Annotated in this window: 17 protein-coding genes, 1 tRNA gene and 3 pseudogenes; 5 read left to right on the forward strand and 16 right to left on the reverse strand. The window is 58.1% G+C overall.

Annotated features, from left to right (window positions below):
* Positions 1-77: 77 nt before the first annotated feature.
* The 6 genes and pseudogenes from NY023_RS03885 to NY023_RS03910 form a co-directional block, all read right to left on the reverse strand.
* Positions 78-555, reverse strand: a pseudogene (locus tag NY023_RS03885) (IS66 family transposase); the annotation flags it as partial.
* A gap of 266 nt (positions 556-821) precedes the next feature.
* On the reverse strand, positions 822-1,127 hold the full coding sequence (locus NY023_RS03890; RefSeq protein WP_013970882.1) for an ArsR/SmtB family transcription factor: 306 nt from the start codon (positions 1,125-1,127) through the stop codon (positions 822-824).
* Positions 1,128-1,265: 138 nt separating this feature from the next.
* A complete protein-coding gene (locus tag NY023_RS03895) occupies positions 1,266-2,249 on the reverse strand; it encodes an LLM class oxidoreductase (protein WP_041014695.1) in 984 nt (327 codons plus the stop codon).
* A 66-nt stretch (positions 2,250-2,315) separates the two neighbouring features.
* Positions 2,316-3,440 (reverse strand): alkene reductase, encoded by a 1,125-nt coding sequence (locus tag NY023_RS03900; RefSeq protein ID WP_025297883.1) that lies wholly within the window; start codon positions 3,438-3,440, stop codon positions 2,316-2,318.
* 453 nt (positions 3,441-3,893) lie between these two features.
* Positions 3,894-4,019, reverse strand: a pseudogene (locus tag NY023_RS03905) (hypothetical protein); the annotation flags it as partial.
* A 107-nt stretch (positions 4,020-4,126) separates the two neighbouring features.
* Positions 4,127-5,041 carry a LysR family transcriptional regulator gene (locus NY023_RS03910; RefSeq protein WP_028699799.1) on the reverse strand — a complete coding sequence of 305 codons (915 nt, stop codon included), beginning with the start codon at positions 5,039-5,041 and terminating at the stop codon, positions 4,127-4,129.
* Positions 5,042-5,184: 143 nt separating this feature from the next.
* On the opposite strand from NY023_RS03910, the gene NY023_RS03915 reads away from it, so the two are divergent.
* The 3 genes from NY023_RS03915 to NY023_RS03925 are packed head-to-tail and all read left to right on the forward strand — an operon-like array spanning position 5,185 to position 7,382.
* A complete protein-coding gene (locus NY023_RS03915; RefSeq protein ID WP_044047213.1) occupies positions 5,185-5,928 on the forward strand; it encodes an SDR family oxidoreductase in 744 nt (247 codons plus the stop codon).
* 60 nt (positions 5,929-5,988) lie between these two features.
* A complete protein-coding gene (locus NY023_RS03920; RefSeq protein ID WP_013970887.1) occupies positions 5,989-6,213 on the forward strand; it encodes a metal-sensing transcriptional repressor in 225 nt (74 codons plus the stop codon).
* Between the two features lie 59 nt (positions 6,214-6,272).
* The gene (locus NY023_RS03925; protein WP_013970888.1) at positions 6,273-7,382 is read left to right on the forward strand and encodes an S-(hydroxymethyl)glutathione dehydrogenase/class III alcohol dehydrogenase; all 1,110 of its coding nucleotides are present in this window, start codon (positions 6,273-6,275) and stop codon (positions 7,380-7,382) included.
* Between the two features lie 274 nt (positions 7,383-7,656).
* Here NY023_RS03925 and NY023_RS03930 read toward each other — a convergent pair whose 3' ends face one another.
* A complete protein-coding gene (locus NY023_RS03930; RefSeq protein WP_028699802.1) occupies positions 7,657-8,670 on the reverse strand; it encodes a GlxA family transcriptional regulator in 1,014 nt (337 codons plus the stop codon).
* A gap of 63 nt (positions 8,671-8,733) precedes the next feature.
* Here NY023_RS03930 and NY023_RS03935 point away from each other — a divergent pair, with 63 nt between their 5' ends.
* Positions 8,734-9,036, forward strand: coding sequence for a putative quinol monooxygenase (locus tag NY023_RS03935; RefSeq protein WP_013970890.1), 303 nt, complete (start codon positions 8,734-8,736; stop codon positions 9,034-9,036).
* A gap of 619 nt (positions 9,037-9,655) precedes the next feature.
* Here the strand turns inward: NY023_RS03935 and NY023_RS03940 are convergent.
* Together NY023_RS03940 and NY023_RS03945 are read right to left on the reverse strand one after the other, a co-directional pair.
* Positions 9,656-9,853 carry a hypothetical protein gene (locus NY023_RS03940; RefSeq protein WP_013970891.1) on the reverse strand — a complete coding sequence of 66 codons (198 nt, stop codon included), beginning with the start codon at positions 9,851-9,853 and terminating at the stop codon, positions 9,656-9,658.
* A gap of 176 nt (positions 9,854-10,029) precedes the next feature.
* A complete protein-coding gene (locus tag NY023_RS03945) occupies positions 10,030-10,926 on the reverse strand; it encodes a LysR family transcriptional regulator (protein ID WP_013970892.1) in 897 nt (298 codons plus the stop codon).
* Positions 10,927-11,066: 140 nt separating this feature from the next.
* Here NY023_RS03945 and NY023_RS03950 point away from each other — a divergent pair, with 140 nt between their 5' ends.
* A complete protein-coding gene (locus NY023_RS03950; protein ID WP_042927614.1) occupies positions 11,067-12,056 on the forward strand; it encodes a zinc-dependent alcohol dehydrogenase family protein in 990 nt (329 codons plus the stop codon).
* A 115-nt stretch (positions 12,057-12,171) separates the two neighbouring features.
* Here the strand turns inward: NY023_RS03950 and NY023_RS03955 are convergent.
* The 7 genes and pseudogenes from NY023_RS03955 to NY023_RS03985 form a co-directional block, all read right to left on the reverse strand.
* A pseudogene (locus NY023_RS03955) lies at positions 12,172-12,324 on the reverse strand (integrase); the annotation flags it as partial.
* Between the two features lie 50 nt (positions 12,325-12,374).
* Positions 12,375-13,619 (reverse strand): tyrosine-type recombinase/integrase, encoded by a 1,245-nt coding sequence (locus NY023_RS03960; protein ID WP_013970894.1) that lies wholly within the window; start codon positions 13,617-13,619, stop codon positions 12,375-12,377.
* A 187-nt stretch (positions 13,620-13,806) separates the two neighbouring features.
* Entirely contained in the window at positions 13,807-14,907 is a 1,101-nt protein-coding gene (ychF, locus tag NY023_RS03965) for a redox-regulated ATPase YchF (protein ID WP_013970895.1), read from the reverse strand.
* A gap of 23 nt (positions 14,908-14,930) precedes the next feature.
* On the reverse strand, positions 14,931-15,515 hold the full coding sequence (pth, locus tag NY023_RS03970; RefSeq protein WP_008099045.1) for an aminoacyl-tRNA hydrolase: 585 nt from the start codon (positions 15,513-15,515) through the stop codon (positions 14,931-14,933).
* A 79-nt stretch (positions 15,516-15,594) separates the two neighbouring features.
* A complete protein-coding gene (locus NY023_RS03975) occupies positions 15,595-16,188 on the reverse strand; it encodes a 50S ribosomal protein L25/general stress protein Ctc (RefSeq protein WP_013970896.1) in 594 nt (197 codons plus the stop codon).
* Between the two features lie 121 nt (positions 16,189-16,309).
* On the reverse strand, positions 16,310-17,251 hold the full coding sequence (locus NY023_RS03980; protein ID WP_003247410.1) for a ribose-phosphate pyrophosphokinase: 942 nt from the start codon (positions 17,249-17,251) through the stop codon (positions 16,310-16,312).
* A 47-nt stretch (positions 17,252-17,298) separates the two neighbouring features.
* Positions 17,299-17,373: transfer RNA gene (locus NY023_RS03985), tRNA-Gln, on the reverse strand.
* Positions 17,374-17,375: the final 2 nt, after the last annotated feature.

The raw sequence follows: 17,375 nt of genomic DNA on the forward strand, positions 1-17,375 counted from the left end.
CCTTTAACCGCTTCGGTATAGCGGGAAATGGGATGCGGCTCCAGCGTCAATGGGGAACCCGCTGGAGTGGAATGGTCAGCGTCCTTCAGGTCACGCTCGATGCCGTAGAGCTTGTTGATCAGGCTCAGCGCCACGTCGGCACGCCCAGTCTTGCCCTTGGGCTTCGACGAACTTGCGTCGCGCATGCGCCCAGCAGCCCAGGCGTTCGATGCCGTCGCGTGCAGCCACGGCGTTGTAACCGGCGTAGTCGTCGGTCATCAGGTAGCCGCGGTAGCCATCGAGCAGGCGTAGCGGCACCTCCTGCGCGCGGCTGGCTGTGTAGTCGAAAAGGATCACCGGCTTGTCCGGCGGCCCACCGCTTTGCACCCACATCCAGGATTGTGCCGAGGGGTCGCGTCCCGGTTCATGCAGCACCTGCAAGCGCGTTTCGTCGCAGTGCAACACGGGGTAGTCCAGCAGCTTGTCGCGCATCAGGTTGAGCAACGGTTGCAGTTGCTCGCCACTTTGGACCCAACGCGCCAGGGGCTGGCGTGGGATGTCGACGCCGTGGCGGCTGCCCCCTAAAGAAGGTTGGCCGTAGAAGAGCACTTGAAGGGCTTCGCGTCCCTCTCTGGAGTGTGCTGTCTTTTGCGTATTCAGCCCCTGGTTTCAGCGTTGTCAAGTGGCAGTTTTGCTATAGGAGCCTTCTTTCCGCGCACGCATCACTGGTAATGCTGTTCGATCACTCGAAGCTTCGGATGATCTGATCGTTATTTGGTCAGATTGCTGTTTTTGACATCGGCAAAGACTGAAATCAGTCAGAAATACAAGGGTGTGCAGCCCTAGATTCTTTCTTGCAGCGCCTTGAAGAAGGCATCGATATTCTCATCGTGGCGTTTGTAGTAGGTCCAGGGGCCGATCCGCTGCGATGTAACCAATTGCGCGCGCTGTAGAGCTGCGAGATAAAGCGATGTCGTTGACTGAGAGAGGCCCGTGCGCTCTTGGATGATACTGACGCACACGCCTACCGTTTCTGGGTCGACTTCCTGCGCGGGAAAGACTGTCCTGGGATCCTTGAGCCAATTGAGGATGGCAAGGCGCGTCGGGTTCGCCAATGCTTTCAGGGCTTCGTTGACGTCAATAGTCATGAATTTTTTGAGACCTGTTTTTTTCGATATCTAGATATCTTCCTGATTCGCGCATCAAATTGGAAGGCTTCGCCATGATCTCTGCGCGCCAGCCCGTCGCAATGACGGGCTGGTTTGGACTGGAATCCTATTGTCCTGTCAGGTAGGACTATCGGGCACCTGTGCGCCGAATTGCGGGACGATATGTTTGCCAAGTTCCTCGATAACCTCTGCTGCGGGGCGTTTACCATACTTGAGGTTCAGGATGACGTGATCTACACCGATTTCCTGAAGTGTATCCAGCAAGGCCCGCAGGTGGTTACGTCCCAGTCGGAATCCTAGATGGATAGGCGAGGGTGGCGTGGATGGGTGTTCGTCCAGGTCGATATACAGCGATTGCAAGAACGGCTTGTAGATAGTGCCACATTGTTTAGCCGTTTCCTGTCGCCAATCTTCCACGATGAGTCGCTGTATTTTTGGCGGACGTGGATAGTTGATCCATCCATGGCTTTCACGCGCGATCCAATCGAGCGACTGGCGACTATGTCCGGTTACGAATAGCGGTATTTCCCGAGTCGTAGGTTTGGGAACGAGATCGGCCCCCAGTAACTCGCCGTGACTCCAGCGAATGGGCTCGAAGTGTGTTCGATGGGCTTGGCGTATCACATTGAGGTTTTCCTGAAAGGTCTCGCCACGCTTTTCTGGATCAACGCTGAATGCGGGAAACTCCACGGGACGATCGCCAGAGGCTACTCCCAGGAGCAAGCGACCTCCGCTCAACTGATCAATGCTCGCTGCGGCCTTTGCCGTGTGCAAGGGATTACGCAAAGTAAGGGCGATGGAGGCGGTGCCTAGTGCGATTTTTGTTGTATGGGCTGCGATGTAGCCCAGATACACCCAAGGGTCGAAAACCTGGCCGACATCACCGAAGCTTGGGTCCCTGAGCGGGACGTCGCGAAACCAGAGCGCCGAAAAACCAAGTGCCTCTGCACGTTTGGCCAGCGCGACCTGATCCAGCATGCGCGGTGTGTCACCCTCGAAAGCCTCCAGGGGAAAGAACAGCCCAAGGCTTAGATGACCCTGCCTGAAGGTCCGTTTGAATCCCCTATGCTCTTGGTAGGGAGTCGTGCTCGGTTGGTACATGCTTAACTTCCTCGGTCAGCAAACGCTGAGCCACGCCCCTGAGTTATGGGGCGTGGCTCTGAGCGTTTAGGATTTGTAAGTCGGGTAGTCGGTGTAGCCCTTATCGGTACCGCCGTACATGCTGCTTGGATCAACTGGGTTAAGCGGCCAGTTGTTGGCGATACGAGCGGGCAGGTCGGGGTTCGCAATGAAGGGACGGCCAAAAGCGATCAGGTCGCCCCAGCCAGCTTTTATCACGCGATTTCCTCGTTCAGCGGTGTACTTGCCGGCATAGATAATCTTGCCGCTGAAGGTCTTACGAACAGCTTCCCGGAACGTCTCAGGCAGCTCGGGTGCGTTTTCCCAATCGGCTTCGGCGAGCGACAGGTAGGCAATGCCCACTTCCTCGAGGATCTTCACTGCCTCGATGTAGGTTTGATGAGGATCATCTTCGACCAGACCAAGGTAGACGCGGTCTTCGTCTGTGGTCGCGAACAGCGGGGCGAAGCGAACGCCAACGCGCTCCTTGCCGACAACACCAGCAACGGCGAGGGTGATTTCGCGCAGGAAGCGAAGACGGTTCTGCAGCGAACCGCCATATTCATCATCACGCTGGTTGGTATGGGCCGAAATGAACTGGTTTACCAGGTACCCGTTCGCGCAGTGAAGCTCCACCCCGTCAAAACCTGCGTCCAAAGCATTTCGGGCTGCTTGGGCGTAGAGCGCAACCAGTTCCTTTACCTCCGCGGTGGACAGAGCTCGTGGGGTCGAAGGGTCGGTCAGTGTACCCGTGCCGGGGCCAGTTTCGATGAACACCTTGACGTTGTCCGCGCGGATGGCTGATGGCGCGATGGGCGCTTCACCACCGGGTTGCAGCGATGTGTGCGACACGCGACCCACATGCCAAAGCTGAGCAAAGATGACCCCCCCTTCGGCGTGAACAGCGTCGGTGACCTTACGCCAGCCTTGTATCTGTTCCGGGCTATGAATGCCGGGTGTCCAGGCATAACCCTGTCCTCGGGGTTCGATCTGTGTGCCCTCGGTCACCATGAAGCCAGCACCGCTGCGCTGACGGTAATACGTGGCCATCAGGTCGTTCGCAATATTGCCGGGTTGGGAGCTGCGTGAACGCGTCAGTGGCGGCAGAACGATACGGTTCTTGAGGGTGTATGGGCCCAGCTGAGTGGTTTTGAAAAGTTCTGATTGTGCCATTTTGTTTACCTGCATATCTAAAATAGTCGATGTCATGGGTCAAAAAATATGGATCAACGAGGTCGGAAGAGTCCGAGCGGTCCAGGTCACGAAGGCGCGCTGTGCGCCCTGCACCGCGCGGGCGACGTCGGCAGCTGTGGCGTTGATAATGTCGAGGGCTTCACCGTATTCGTCCGAAACTCACTGGTTGTCAATAAACAGGCCGTAGCTGCTGTCGGGAAGGTGATTCGGATGGGTATCGCTGGAATCTTTCATGGGACTACCTCCTGGGGTTTCTAGCGCGGTTATCGGTAGGCTATTCTCGATATTCATATATGTCAATATATTAATATTGATGCCGGCACGTACGCATGGTTCCACGCCCTTGCAGCTCACTTCTGGATCAGCTGGGAGCGCGCCGTGCTTCGCGCCAGGGTTGCCTATGCAGCCAGCTCCCTTGATTTTTTCATCAAGGAGGCTGGTTGCATCGACGAACACATCGACCACCCGCACCGGGTTGGTGTCCGCGACGTAGTCATCCAGGCTCTCGGGCAGCAGCGTGCTTTGGCCTCGATGTACTCCCTGGATAAAGCGCTTCATGGGCCGCCCCTGCTGAGTCTGAATCCTTCAAATCACAGCAAGGTCGATGCCAACGTTTTTACACAGCCTGGGCCAATAGCGGACGATTGGCTGGCAGGTATGCATCGCTATGTCCCCAGGCCTTGGGGAAATAGCTCGGGGTTTGAGAAAGCCTGCTTAAGATGGTCGTACACCAATCGCACCCGCTTCGATACAGGACCCTGCTGCGGGCGGTATATGAACAGATCCCATGGTGCTGGAGCGTGATCAGCCAAAACGGCAACCAGCTTTCCTGACCGCAGATGAGGCTCAGCCAGATAGGCAGGAATTTGGCCAAAACACATGCCTGCCAGGGTGGCTTCCAATTCCGTATCTGGATCATCACAGATAAGCGCTGGCTGCCTGGGCGTGAATGTTTGCCCGTCGGCAAATAGCCAAGGCCAAGGGCGACCATTTTTCTGGTCGATCAGGACTGAAAGTGGCAGCTGAGCCAAGGCATCCAGAGATCCAGGTATTGCCTTTTGCTCTATTAGCGCCGGGCTTGCGACAACGTAAAACGGCACGGGAGCTAAGGCCCGTGCGACGTAGCGCCGGTCGCGAATAACACCCACCCTGATGCCAATATCGATATGCGCCTCAACGGCATCGGTCATCTGATCTTCCAGGCGGAGATCGAATTGCAGGTCTGGATGTGCTGCGGCCAAGGGCTGAAGAAACGGTATTAAGAAGCGCCTGCCAATAGCATGTGGAGCCGTGATCCCCACCCTCCCTGACAGCTCAGGTTCCATCCTGTGCGACCGGAATAGCGTGTCGAAATGCTCCAGAGCTGATCTGGCATCTTTGGCGTAATCCTGACCGAAAGCAGTGATGCTCACCTGGCGGGTATTACGGTGAAACAGCGATTCGCCAAGCTCCGTTTCCAGGGCTTGAATGGCTCGGGTAACCCCTTGCGGGGAGATACCTAATCGGGTTGCCGCTTCGCGGAAGCTACCTGCCTCTGCTGCTGTGCAAAAAATCCTGACCATCTCCATGCGGTTAAGCATGTTGCCCTCCCATTTATTCCATATTCAGGAATAGCTTAATCCAATCATTTCCATTTATTGAGATCAATCATGGGGCTAAGGTTTGTGCACTGCCAGGTTAACCAGCCATGGCGAAGTACAAACCCGCCGATGAGGTTCTCAACATGAGCAATAACATTTCTGGAAAAGTTGTCGTTATCACCGGCGCCAGCAGTGGCTTGGGTGAAGCGACTGCACGCCACCTTGCTGCGCTTGGCGCGCGCGTAGTGCTGGCCGCACGCCGCAAAGATAAACTCGACGCATTGGTGACTGAGCTGACCAATGCAGGTGGTCAGGCAATCGCGTATCAGACCGATGTCACCTCTCAGGAAGAGGTCAAAACGCTCATTCAAGGTGCCGTGGACACCTACGGGCGCATAGATGTACTGGTCAACAATGCCGGGCTGATGGCGATTGCACCGCTCAGTGATGCTCGCACTGACGAGTGGGATCGCATGATCGACATCAACATCAAGGGGCTGCTGTACGGAGTCGCGGCTGCATTGCCGGTCTTCCAGAAACAAAACAGTGGCCACTTCATCAACATCGCATCGGTTGCAGGCCTGAAGGTATTCAGCCCTGGCGGCACGGTGTACAGCGGCACCAAGTTTGCTGTGAGGGCCATCTCCGAAGGACTGCGTCACGAAGTCGGTGGCAGCATTCGCACCACGACTATCGAACCGGGTGCCGTGGACTCCGAGTTGAAATTCGGCAGTTCCCACCAGCAGAGCCGCGACTTCGTGGTGGACTTCTACAAGCAAGCAATTCCCGCCGAATCCGTCGCACGGGCTATCGCCTTTGCGATTGAACAGCCTGCTGACGTGGATATTAACGAGATCGTTCTGCGCCCAACCGTGCAGGAATTCTAATGAGTTGAGGGCCTGTCGCTTCGGCGTCAGGCCCCGCTTATCTGGAGTGAAAAGCGGTGAGTGCCACATGGCCCGGAAGAAAAGAAGCAAGCGCTCGATGCAGGTGCTGAATGCCCTGCAATTCTTCAGCAGCTTGCAGCTGTTCGTGGGGCTGACAACGGATTGATGGCAACGGTTATGGAGAGCTATCTACGGGAAGAGTTTCCCAGTAGCGAAATCAGGAGCGATTCGCAGAACAAGTCCATTGACGAGACCATCTCCATCGTCCGCTCCTACCTGCGGTAGAGGCACCAGGGTGCCCTCGGTGAGGGAAAGTTTAGTTAGCTAGTAAAGGAAGCGACATCATGAAATCACGTGCAGCAGTTGCCTTCGGGCCTGGAAAGCCACTGGAAATCGTCGAGATCGACGTCGAGCCGCCGCGCAAGGGCGAGGTGCTTGTCAGGATCACGAATACCGGCGTTTGCCATACCGACGCCTTCACCCTGTCGGGCGAGGACCCGGAAGGCGTGTTCCCGGCGGTGCTGGGCCATGAGGGCGCCGGCATCGTGGTCGAGGTCGGCGAGGGCGTGACCTCGGTCAAGCCGGGTGACCACGTGATCCCGCTGTACACCGCCGAGTGCGGTGAGTGCCTGTTCTGCAAGAGCGGCAAGACCAACCTGTGCGTGGCGGTGCGCGCCACCCAGGGCAAGGGCGTGATGCCCGATGGCACCACCCGCTTCAGCTACAACGGCCAGCCGATCTACCACTACATGGGCTGCTCGACCTTCAGCGAATACACGGTGGTGGCCGAAGTCTCGCTGGCCAAGATCAACCCGGACGCCAATCCCGAGCATGTCTGCCTGCTGGGCTGCGGCGTGACCACCGGCATCGGCGCCGTGCACAACACGGCCAAGGTGCAGCCGGGCGACTCGGTGGCCATCTTCGGCCTCGGCGGCATCGGTCTCGCTGCGATTCAGGGGGCACGCCAGGCCAAAGCGGGTCGCATCATCGCCATCGATACCAATCCGGCGAAGTTCGATCTGGCTCGTACCTTCGGCGCGACCGAATGCCTCAATCCGAAGGACTTCGACAAGCCGATTCACGAGGTTCTGATCGAGATGACCGGCTGGGGTGTCGATCACACCTTCGAGTGCATCGGCAACGTCGACGTGATGCGTTCGGCTCTGGAAGCTGCCCACCGTGGCTGGGGCCAGTCGATCGTCATCGGCGTGGCTGGTGCTGGCAAGGAAATTTCGACCCGCCCGTTCCAGTTGGTCACCGGTCGCACCTGGAAGGGGTCGGCTTTCGGCGGGGTCAAGGGGCGCACCCAACTCCCGGGCATGGTGGAAGACGCAATGAAAGGCGAGATCGATCTCGCCCCGTTCGTCACCCACACCATGGGCCTCGACGACATCAACAAGGCCTTCGACCTGTTGCATGAAGGCAAGTCGATTCGCACGGTGATCCACTACTGACCGCCCACTTGTGCAGCAGAATTTCCCGCAGCTTCGACCAATGCTCATCGCTGAGCAGTAATCGGGGCATTGCAAGCTCGTATCGATGTTGGGTCAGAGCTTCAACGATACGGGCTTGCTCTTATAAATCAATGGGTTAGCGCGAAATGGCAACAGACCCTAGCAAACCAGTTCAAATAACGTGGCGCAGTAGTTTTGTCAGGTCCAAATGCGCCGTTTGGCCTGCGTCAGTTTCCCGGCGGTCTCCAGCTGTACATACACCAAACGCCTCTGGTCATCCACCGCGTCGCAACTCCCTGACACCTCTGCCCAGCTTGCGGCGCAACAGGGCCCGCAGGGTCACCCCATCCGAGTACCCGACCTGTGCGGCGACTTGGTCGACGCTCGCGTTTCCGGTGCGCAAGAGATGGACGGCATGCTCCACGCGCAGGTCCTGAAAATACGACAGGGGTGTCTTGCCCAAAACGCTTTGCAGCCGCCGCGCCAAGGTGCGCTCGCTTGTGCCCGCGGCGCTGGCCGCCTCGGCCAGGGAGAACCCCTTCGCGAGCTGACTTCTGGCCCAGCACTCGAAGCGCTCCACCATCGGGTCGGTATGCGCAAGGTGGTCGGGAATCACGAACTCGGCTTGCGAACTGCGTGCCTCGACCAGCAGATAGCGTGCCACCAGGGCCGCCAGCGCCGGACTGCGCTCCCGGATGATGCGCAAGGCCAGGTCGACGTGGGCCAAAGCGGCACCAGCGGTGGTGAAGCGTGTCGAGTTCACGATCATGCGTGACTCGTCCAGCTTGACGTTCGGATAGCGCTGCCGAAACATCGGCCCCAGCCACCATGACGTCGTCGCACGATGCCCATCAAGCAGGCCGCTCTCTGCAAGCAAGAAGCTACCGGAGCAAGCGGCACCTAGGTGCGCGCCAGCGGTGGACCACTGCTGTAGCGCCGCGACCGCGTCGGGCACGTCGGGGCGTGTGAGCCGAGCCGAGAGCGTGTCAGGCATCTTGTCGCCAAACGCGGGCACGAGCACGACGTCTGGTTTCGGCACACTACGCGCAGGGACCACGGGGACCGTCAAGCCTTGCGCAGTTCGGATGCGATGCCGCACGCCCACCAGCGTGAGCTCTATGTGCGCGGGAGTCTGTGGCAGCGAGCCCGCCATCGCATTGGCCAAGCCCACTGTGTCGGTGAGCGCCGCAAGCCCCAGATCAAACACGCCATCACAAACAAGGATGTGGAGTTTCATGGCAACAATGATATCAATGTTGTCATTATTGTCTATAGAGATGGCTGTCATGACGACTTAGACTGCAGGCTCATTGATCCATTCACCTAACCCATTCACCCAAAGGATTACAGTATGACCAAGCTCGCCCTGTTTGTTCGCCTCGAAGCCAAACCCGGCCAGGAGGCTGCGCTTGCCGACTTCCTGGCCAGCGCACTGCCGCTCGCCAACGCCGAGTGCGGCACCACTGCCTGGTTCGCATTGAAGTTTGGCCCTTCGACGTTCGGTGTGTTCGATGCCTTTGCCGATGAGGCAGGTCGCCAAGCACATCTGAACGGCCAGATCGCCGCGGCCTTGATGACCAACGCCGCGACCTTGCTCAGTTCTCCGCCCAATATCGAGAAGGTCGAACTGCTTGCAGCCAAACTGCCTGCATGACAACCCGGCCTTGACCCAATCAGGTCGCGCTGCAGGATGGGGGGGCACAAGCTCTACGCAGCGTCCCCCCCCCTCGATTGCACTTGCCCAGGGAGCTACCTTCCACAGCGACGGGGGGCAATATTGCAGCCAGAACTTCCAAGCTGCGTCAGCAAGCAGGGGCAACATCAGGGCTGGCTGTGATGTTCCGATTCGTCGGGTAGTTATCGAGAAGTACCGACTGTTTGCAACGTGTCGGTATCGAGAGCCGTCTGGGCGAGCCAGATTTCCGGCCCATTGGAAGTCCGCAGTCCGCAAGCGCGGATCGATCGAGCGATTTGTTGAAAATCAACGACCTAGCATCGGGTCGTTCGGGCTAGTGAGGGTTTCTGGGGGGGCGTACCGATTCGAACTCCTGCAGGGGCTCGGTGGGGTGGAACCCTGCGCCAAACCTATGTAACTCAGCGCCTTGCGACCGCTGCAAACTCCTGCGGAAAGGTGCGGAATCCGGACCTTGATGCCCGCAATCCTACCAGTTCTGCCCTGGTCGGGTCACCAACCGAGCGCATCAGACAGGGCGCCAGTTCTATTCCCGTTTGGGAATTGAACCCGCGTCAGCATCCACTCATCCGACGTTCGATCAGGCGGTGACGAACCGCTCCCGAAATGCTCGCCGGACCTGGTCGTAAGGCACAGGGCTGGTGGCGTGCGGGACCAGCGCGCTTCTGTCGCCGATGAGGTCGTTGATCCGGTAGGTGCAGTTTCCGGAGGGGTGCAGCATGCCGGCAATCACCCGGTCGGGATTCAGAACCCGCTCCTGGATCAGGCGTTCCAGCACGCTCTGGACCTACGGCCCCAAGCCAACGAACATGGCATCTTTCAGTTCTTCGACTTCCGCCGCGAAGTGCTACAGCAGGTACTTCCTCAGCAAGGGGTGCTTGGTCATATCCGGTGAGCCACGGTAATCGTCGTCCTTTACGAATACCGGATAGCGCAGACATTGATTTTCGTGCGTTAGAGAGGGCCTCGCTGCCCAAAAGCCTCACGCGCAAACTCCAAGAAGCTGCGCAGCTTTGGAGTCATTCTTCGGTCAGGGGCATAGAGGATGTGCATTGCGGTATTCGGCACCGGGTACTGCGGCAACAGACGCACCAGTGTCCCATCGCGCAGTGCATCGCTAACCAACTCTATCGGCTGTAGAACCACGCCTAGACCAGCTACAGCCGCTGCCAGCAGTGGATCACCTTGATTGATCGTTAATTTGCTTGTAATAGGAACATCTATACGCCCCTCCGGGCTGTCGAAGCTCCAGTGTGAGCGGCCATCAGAATAGGTAAACCCCAGACATTCCTGCTGCTGTAGATCCCACGGATTGATGATGGGAGGGCGACGTGCAAGATAGGACGGCGCAGCGCATAAAACCATCTGATAGGGCTCCAGTGGCAATGCCTTCAACCCACTGCTCGCCAGCTCGCCGATGCGAAATACCACGTCGTAACCATCATCAACGATATCGACCAGTTCGTTCGATAACGTTAGGTCAACAGACACCTGAGGATACCGAACCATGTATTCCAGCAGGCGTGGCGAAAGCGTGCGGATTCCGAACGTGACCGGCGCGTTGATGCGAAGGCGGCCGCTTGGTGTGCCCCGAGTGAGGGCAGCAAGGCTCTCGGCAGACTGCATGTCTGCAAGGATCAGTTTTGCTCGCGGGTAGAACGCCCTGCCGAAGTCGGTGAGGCTTTGCCTGCGCGTAGTCCGGTGCAGCAGGGAAACACCCAGATGTTGTTCGAGCATTTTCACCTGTTTCCCTACCAATTGAGGGGACAGATTCAGGTCGTCCGCAGCGGCGCTGAATGAACCCAGCTCAACTGTTTTGACGAACGTGGCCATCTGGGTCAGGCGATCCATTATAAACACCCTGTTTCTAGTAATACGCCATCGTAGGCCTTTATCTAGCGCCAACCAATGACTAAATTTTTGTCACCTTTCGAGTGCCCGGATACCTTCCGGATGTACGTCGAGGCCCATTGATAAACGAGGTATTTATGATGGCACGCATTGTCAGAATTCATGAATACGGTGACGCCAGCGTTCTGAAGCTGGAAGATCTGGAAGTATCGGCACCAGCAGCAAACGAGGTGCAAATTAGTGTTAAAGCTTTTGGCTTGAACCGAGCCGAAGTGATGTTCCGCAATCACGCATACCTACAAGAAGCGGAGTTCCCCAGCCGCTTAGGCTACGAGGCCGCAGGCATCGTAACGGCAGTTGGGAGCGACGTAACCGAGATCACGATTGGTGACTCGGTCGCTCTGATCCCACCTCTGGATATTGCTCGCTGGGGCACCTACGGCGAGTTGGCCAATGTACCGGCCCACCTGGTGGTAAAGAGCCCTGAGAACTTGTCCTTTGAAGAGGCTGCGGCGTCTTGGATGCAGTACGTCACCGCCTGGGGGGGATTGATTGAACAGGCGAAGCTACGTCAGGGCGATTTTGTCATCGTTACCGCCGCGTCAAGCAGTGTTGGCTTGGCCGCCTTCCAAATGGCTCGTATGGTTGGCGCCACATCGATTGCGATCACTCGAACTCACGCGAAGAAGCAAGCCCTACTTGATGCAGGCGCTGCGCATGTCATCGTCAGCGATGAAGAGGATATCGTCGAGCGTGTTATGACGATAACTGCCGGTCAAGGCGCTCGCGTTGTATTCGATCCTGTAGGCGGGCCGTCCTTGGAACCTCTCACGCAGAGCATGGCGCGGGGCGGAATTTTGCTGGAGTACGGCGCACTTAGCTCTGAACCGACACCATTCCCACTGTTTACCGTGCTGGGCAAAAGCCTGACTTTGAAGGGCTATCTCTACGCAGAGATTGTGGCCGACCCTGAAGCCCTGGAGAGAGCAAAGGCTTTTATTCTGCAAGGGTTGGAGTCCGGTGCGTTGCGCCCGATCATCGCCAAGACATTCACACTTAGCGACATCCAGGATGCCCATCGTTTCCTTGAAGCCAATCAGCAGATCGGCAAGATCGTGGTAACTGTCTGACCAGCAATTATGGGGCTGAGAGCGTAATCCTTCGGCCCCGATTCAAGCCAGCCCTGATGACCGCTTTTGGCCGGTTTCTGCCTGTTGTTACCGGCTGCTTTGGGCTTGCTGTGGGTCACTTCTTGCTCGTGCAGAACTTGGCCCATTCCGCCATCAGTGCACTGCGCTTCTCCAGAAGGTCGGAGCGCGAATAGGCCGCCTCGGTCTGGTCGCGTTCATCATGGGCAAGCGCAAGCTCACAAACCTCTCTCGGGTAGTTGGTGCATTCGGGTGAAAGCGCCAGCCGATGTTTTCGTAATCAGCGACGTCTCTTTCCATTCAGCCTAAGTCCTTTTTCCAGCTGTCCAGCATGTCCGCCCATCTCTGCATCATCATGGCTCGATCACTCAAATACTCGGCATGGTTGTAGGTGCGGCGGACAGCGTTTTGCTCGGTATGGGCGAGCTGTCTTTCGATCCAGTCTGCTGAATAGCCCATCTCATTGAGTCTGGTGCTGCCCGTTGTCCTCGTGGCATGCGGGCTGTATTTACCTCCCCAGCCAAGGGTGTTGAGCATCTGGCGGAATGAGGCCGCAACCATTGGGCGGGTGCGTACGTCGCGGTGAGGAAATACGTGGGTGTATTTTCCTGTGATGGAATGCAGGCCTCGCAGTATTTCGACTGCCTGTCGCGGCAGTGGCACCGTGTGCTCTTTGCGCTTTTTCATCCGCTCGGCGGGAATGCGCCAAAGCGCCTTCTCCAGGTCAAATTCTGCCCACTGAGCCTCTACAGCTTCATTGGGGCGGCACAGAGTCAGCCACATGAGCTGGAAAGCGCAGAGGGTCTCATGGCGTCCGCCGTGAGATTCGACATCGCGTAACAGTTGGCCAATTTCTTCGGTGGAGAGAGGGCGTTTGTGCTGAGTCTTGTTGGCTGGCAGGGCTTTTCGAACGGGGTGTACCGGGTCGGTGCTGGCTCGCAACGTGGAAATTGCCAGTTCGAAAACTCCGGACATGCTCCGCTTGGCCTCTGCGGCAACAGATGGGCCATTATCTTGAGCGGCTGCTCTGAGCACTTCAAGAATGTGCATGGGGGTGATGGCTTTGATCGGCAGTTCACCGATTTTGGGAAATACGACGCGTTCAAGCATGTTGAGTCGTCTGGACTTGGTGATCTCCTCCCAGTCCTTCAGTGAAAGCCACTCTTTGGCGACGGCTTCAAACGTAATGGCCTTCTCGTGGTCGCGCTTCACCCGCTCCTGTTGCCGGTGGTGCGCGGGATTGATGCCCTGTATGACTAGGGCACGGGCTTTCACGCGCTCATCGCGTGCCTCTGCAAGAGTGAAGCGGCGCCCTTTGCGGCGCTCTTCGGCGTGCTCGGGTGATTCCCCTTTGGGCGCGATTACATAGTCCCCAATCGCGAACACGCTTTCCTTCCTGCCGGTTCCGTCGTTCAGCTCGAACCGATAGCGCCATGCCTTAACCCCGTTAGGCTTCACCTCAAGGTAAAGGCCATTGCCATCTGTGAGCTTGTAGGGCTTTTCCTTGGGCTTGGCGGTACGGCACTCGGTATCGGTAAGCGGCATGGCTGCTCAATCCTGTTATACCCGGTTATATGGGTGGGTGAATTTTTCGATACCCGGTAGCGTACCCGGTAAATATGTGGATCGTATAGATTCTTGTCGGACCTTTTCGGAAAAGAAAAACCCCTTGAGGCTTCATTCCTCAAGGGGTTCTGTGTCCGGTAAGGTCCGGTGAAATACAAGTTGCTGTTTAGACGTTGAAGCGGAAGTGCATCACGTCACCGTCCTTGACGATGTAGTCCTTGCCTTCCAAACGCCATTTACCGGCTTCCTTGGCACCGCTCTCGCCCTTGAACTGGATGAAGTCGTCATAGGCCACCACTTCAGCGCGGATGAAACCTTTTTCGAAGTCGGTGTGGATCACGCCAGCGGCCTGTGGTGCGGTGGCACCGACGCGTACGGTCCAGGCGCGTACTTCCTGCACGCCGGCAGTGAAGTAGGTCTGCAGGTTCAGCAGCTCGTAACCGGCGCGGATAACGCGGTTCAGGCCAGGCTCTTCCAGGCCCAGGGCCTCAAGGAACATATCCTTCTCTTCACCGTCTTCCAGTTCGGCGATTTCCGCTTCGATCTTGTTGCACACCGGCACCACTACCGCGCCTTCTTCCTCGGCGATGGCCTTGACCACGTCCAGGTGCGGGTTGTTGTCGAAGCCGTCTTCGGCCACGTTGGCGATGTACATGACCGGCTTGCTGGTCAGCAGGTGGAAGCCGCGGATGACCGCCTTGTCTTCGGCGCTCATGTTCTTCATCAGGCTGCGCGCTGGCTTGCCTTCGGTGAAGTGCGGGATCAACTGTTCGAGGATGGCCTTCTGCGCCAGGGCTTCCTTGTCGCCGCCCTTGGCGTTGCGGGCAACCTTCTGCAGTTGCTTCTCGCAGCTGTCGAGGTCGGCGAAGATCAGCTCGAGGTCGATGATCTCGATGTCACGCTTGGGGTCGACGCTGTTGGAAACGTGGATCACGTTCTCGTCTTCGAAGCAGCGCACCACGTGGGCAATGGCGTCGGTCTCGCGGATGTTGGCGAGGAACTTGTTGCCCAGGCCTTCGCCTTTCGAGGCACCAGCCACCAGGCCGGCGATGTCGACGAACTCCATGGTGGTCGGCAGGATGCGGTTTGGCTTGACGATTTCAGCCAGTGCATTCAAGCGCGCATCGGGCATCGGCACGATGCCGCTGTTAGGCTCGATGGTGCAGAAGGGGAAGTTCTCCGCCGCGATGCCAGACTTGGTCAGGGCGTTGAACAGGGTGGACTTGCCGACGTTGGGCAGGCCGACGATGCCGCAATTGAAACCCATGGGTATTCCCCTCTCTAAGGAAATCAGGCCTTCTGGCTGTGCAGCTCGCGCATCGCCTTGGCGAAGTCGCCGGCAAGCACGTCCGGCAGCACGCCGAGGGCAAAATCGATGCTGGCGTCGAGCTTCTCCTGCTCGGCGCGCGGCGCGCGGCCCAGGACGAAGTTGGAGACCAGTTTGGCGTCACCCGGGTGGCCGATGCCAAGCCGCAGGCGGTGGAAGTCGTTCTGGTTGCCGAGCTGCGCGATGATGTCGCGCAGGCCGTTGTGCCCACCATGGCCACCGCCGCGCTTGAGCTTGGCGACGCCCGGGGGCAGGTCGAGTTCGTCATGTGCCACCAGGATCGCTTCCGGCTTGATGCGGAAGAAATTGGCCAAGGCCGCCACGGACTGGCCGCTACGGTTCATGTAGGTGGTGGGGATGAGCAGACGAACGTCGTTGCCCTGATGGCTGAACTTAGCCGTCAGGCCGAAATATTTGCGGTCAGCGGTCAACGAGACGCGCTGGGCGCTGGCAATGCGTTCAACGAAAAGAGCCCCTGCGTTATGCCGGGTCTGTTCGTATTCGGGGCCGGGGTTACCCAGGCCGACGATCAACTGGATGGCGGTCACGTCAGGGGCTCTTCCTTGGAGTTGGTGGGTTACAGGGCGCGCGGCACTGTAACCCGATCAACGCCGGCGCGCGAGTGGATTACTCGGCAGCGCCTTCTGCTTCTGGAGCAACGCGTGGAGCGTGAACGTTGGCAACAGCTTTGTCATCACCGTGGGCCAGAGCTACGAACTCTACGCCTTTCGGAGCTTTCAGGTCCGACAGGTGGATGATGGTGCCGATTTCAGCGTTGGCCAGGTCGACTTCGATGAACTCAGGCAGGTCTTTGGCTTCGCAGGAAACTTCGATCTCGGCTTCTACGTGGGAGATCTCGCCGCCTTTCTTGACCGGGGCTTCTTCATTGATGAAGTGAACCGGTACCTTGGCGGTCAGTTTCTGGCCAGCAACGACGCGAACGAAGTCGGCGTGCATGATGAAGCCTTTGGCCGGGTGGCGCTGCAGAGCCTTGACCACGACGTTTTGCTTGGCGCCGTCGACGTTCAGTTCCAGAACGTGGCTGAAGGCAGCCTCGTTTTCGAACAGCTTGGTGATTTCCTTGGCCAGGATGGTCAGGGACTGAGCGTCTTGGTTACCACCGTAGACAACGGCTGGGATGTTCGCGGAGTGACGCAGGCGGCGGCTCGCACCTTTCCCCAGGTCAGTACGCGCTTGGGCGTTCAGAGTGAATTCGGTCATTTTGTTTCTCCAAAGTAGCCCCCCGAGGGCGTTTGCGACCAGCGCCAACGGGGATGGCAAAAAAGCCCCGCCCCAACAACCAGTGTTGGGGCGGGGCGCTTTTCGTCAGCGTGTGTTCCGCTTAGCGGAACATCGCGCTGATCGATTCTTCGTTGCTGATGCGGCGGACCGCTTCAGCGACAACCGGTGCGATATCCAGCTGGCGGATACGGTCACAGGCTTGAGCAGCGGCGGACAGCGGAACGGTGTTGGTCACCACCAGCTCGTCCAGTACCGACTTCTCGATGTTCTCGATCGCGCGGCCCGACAGGACAGGGTGCGTGCAGTAGGCGTAAACCTTGGCAGCGCCGTGTTCTTTCAGGGCTTTGGCCGCGTGGCACAGGGTGCCGGCGGTGTCGACCATGTCGTCTACCAGGATGCAGGTGCGCCCTTCGACGTCGCCGATGATGTGCATGACCTCGGAGTGGTTAGCCTTCTCGCGGCGTTTGTCGATGATACCCAGGTCGACGCCCAGGGACTTGGCAACGGCACGTGCGCGCACGACACCACCGATGTCCGGGGAGACGATCATCAGGTTCTCGAAACGCTGGTCCTCGATATCGTCGACCAGTACGGGCGAGCCGTAGATGTTGTCGACCGGGATATCGAAGAAACCCTGGATCTGGTCAGCGTGCAGGTCGACGGTGAGTACACGGTCGATACCTACGACAGTCAGCATGTCAGCGACGACTTTGGCGCTGATGGCTACACGTGCCGAACGCGGACGGCGGTCCTGGCGGGCGTATCCGAAGTAAGGAATCACGGCGGTGATTCGGGATGCTGAGGAGCGGCGGAAGGCGTCGGCCATCACTACCAGTTCCATCAGGTTATCGTTGGTCGGGGCACAGGTCGGCTGAATAATGAAGACGTCTTTACCGCGGACATTCTCATTGATCTCAGTGCTGATCTCGCCGTCGGAGAACTTACCGACAGAAACGTCACCGAGAGGGATATGCAGCTGACGTACGACACGCCGAGCCAGATCGGGGTTGGCGTTCCCCGTAAAGACCATCATCTTGGACACGCGCAGTACCTGAAGGCTGAGGGTAACCTGGATGAGTATAAGGAAAATGGCAGGGGCGGCTGGATTCGAACCAACGCATGGCAGGATCAAAACCTGCTGCCTTACCGCTTGGCGACGCCCCTGT

It is taken from the genome of Pseudomonas sp. NBB, assembly GCF_032701105.1.
Lineage (GTDB): Bacteria > Pseudomonadota > Gammaproteobacteria > Pseudomonadales > Pseudomonadaceae > Aquipseudomonas > Aquipseudomonas asiatica.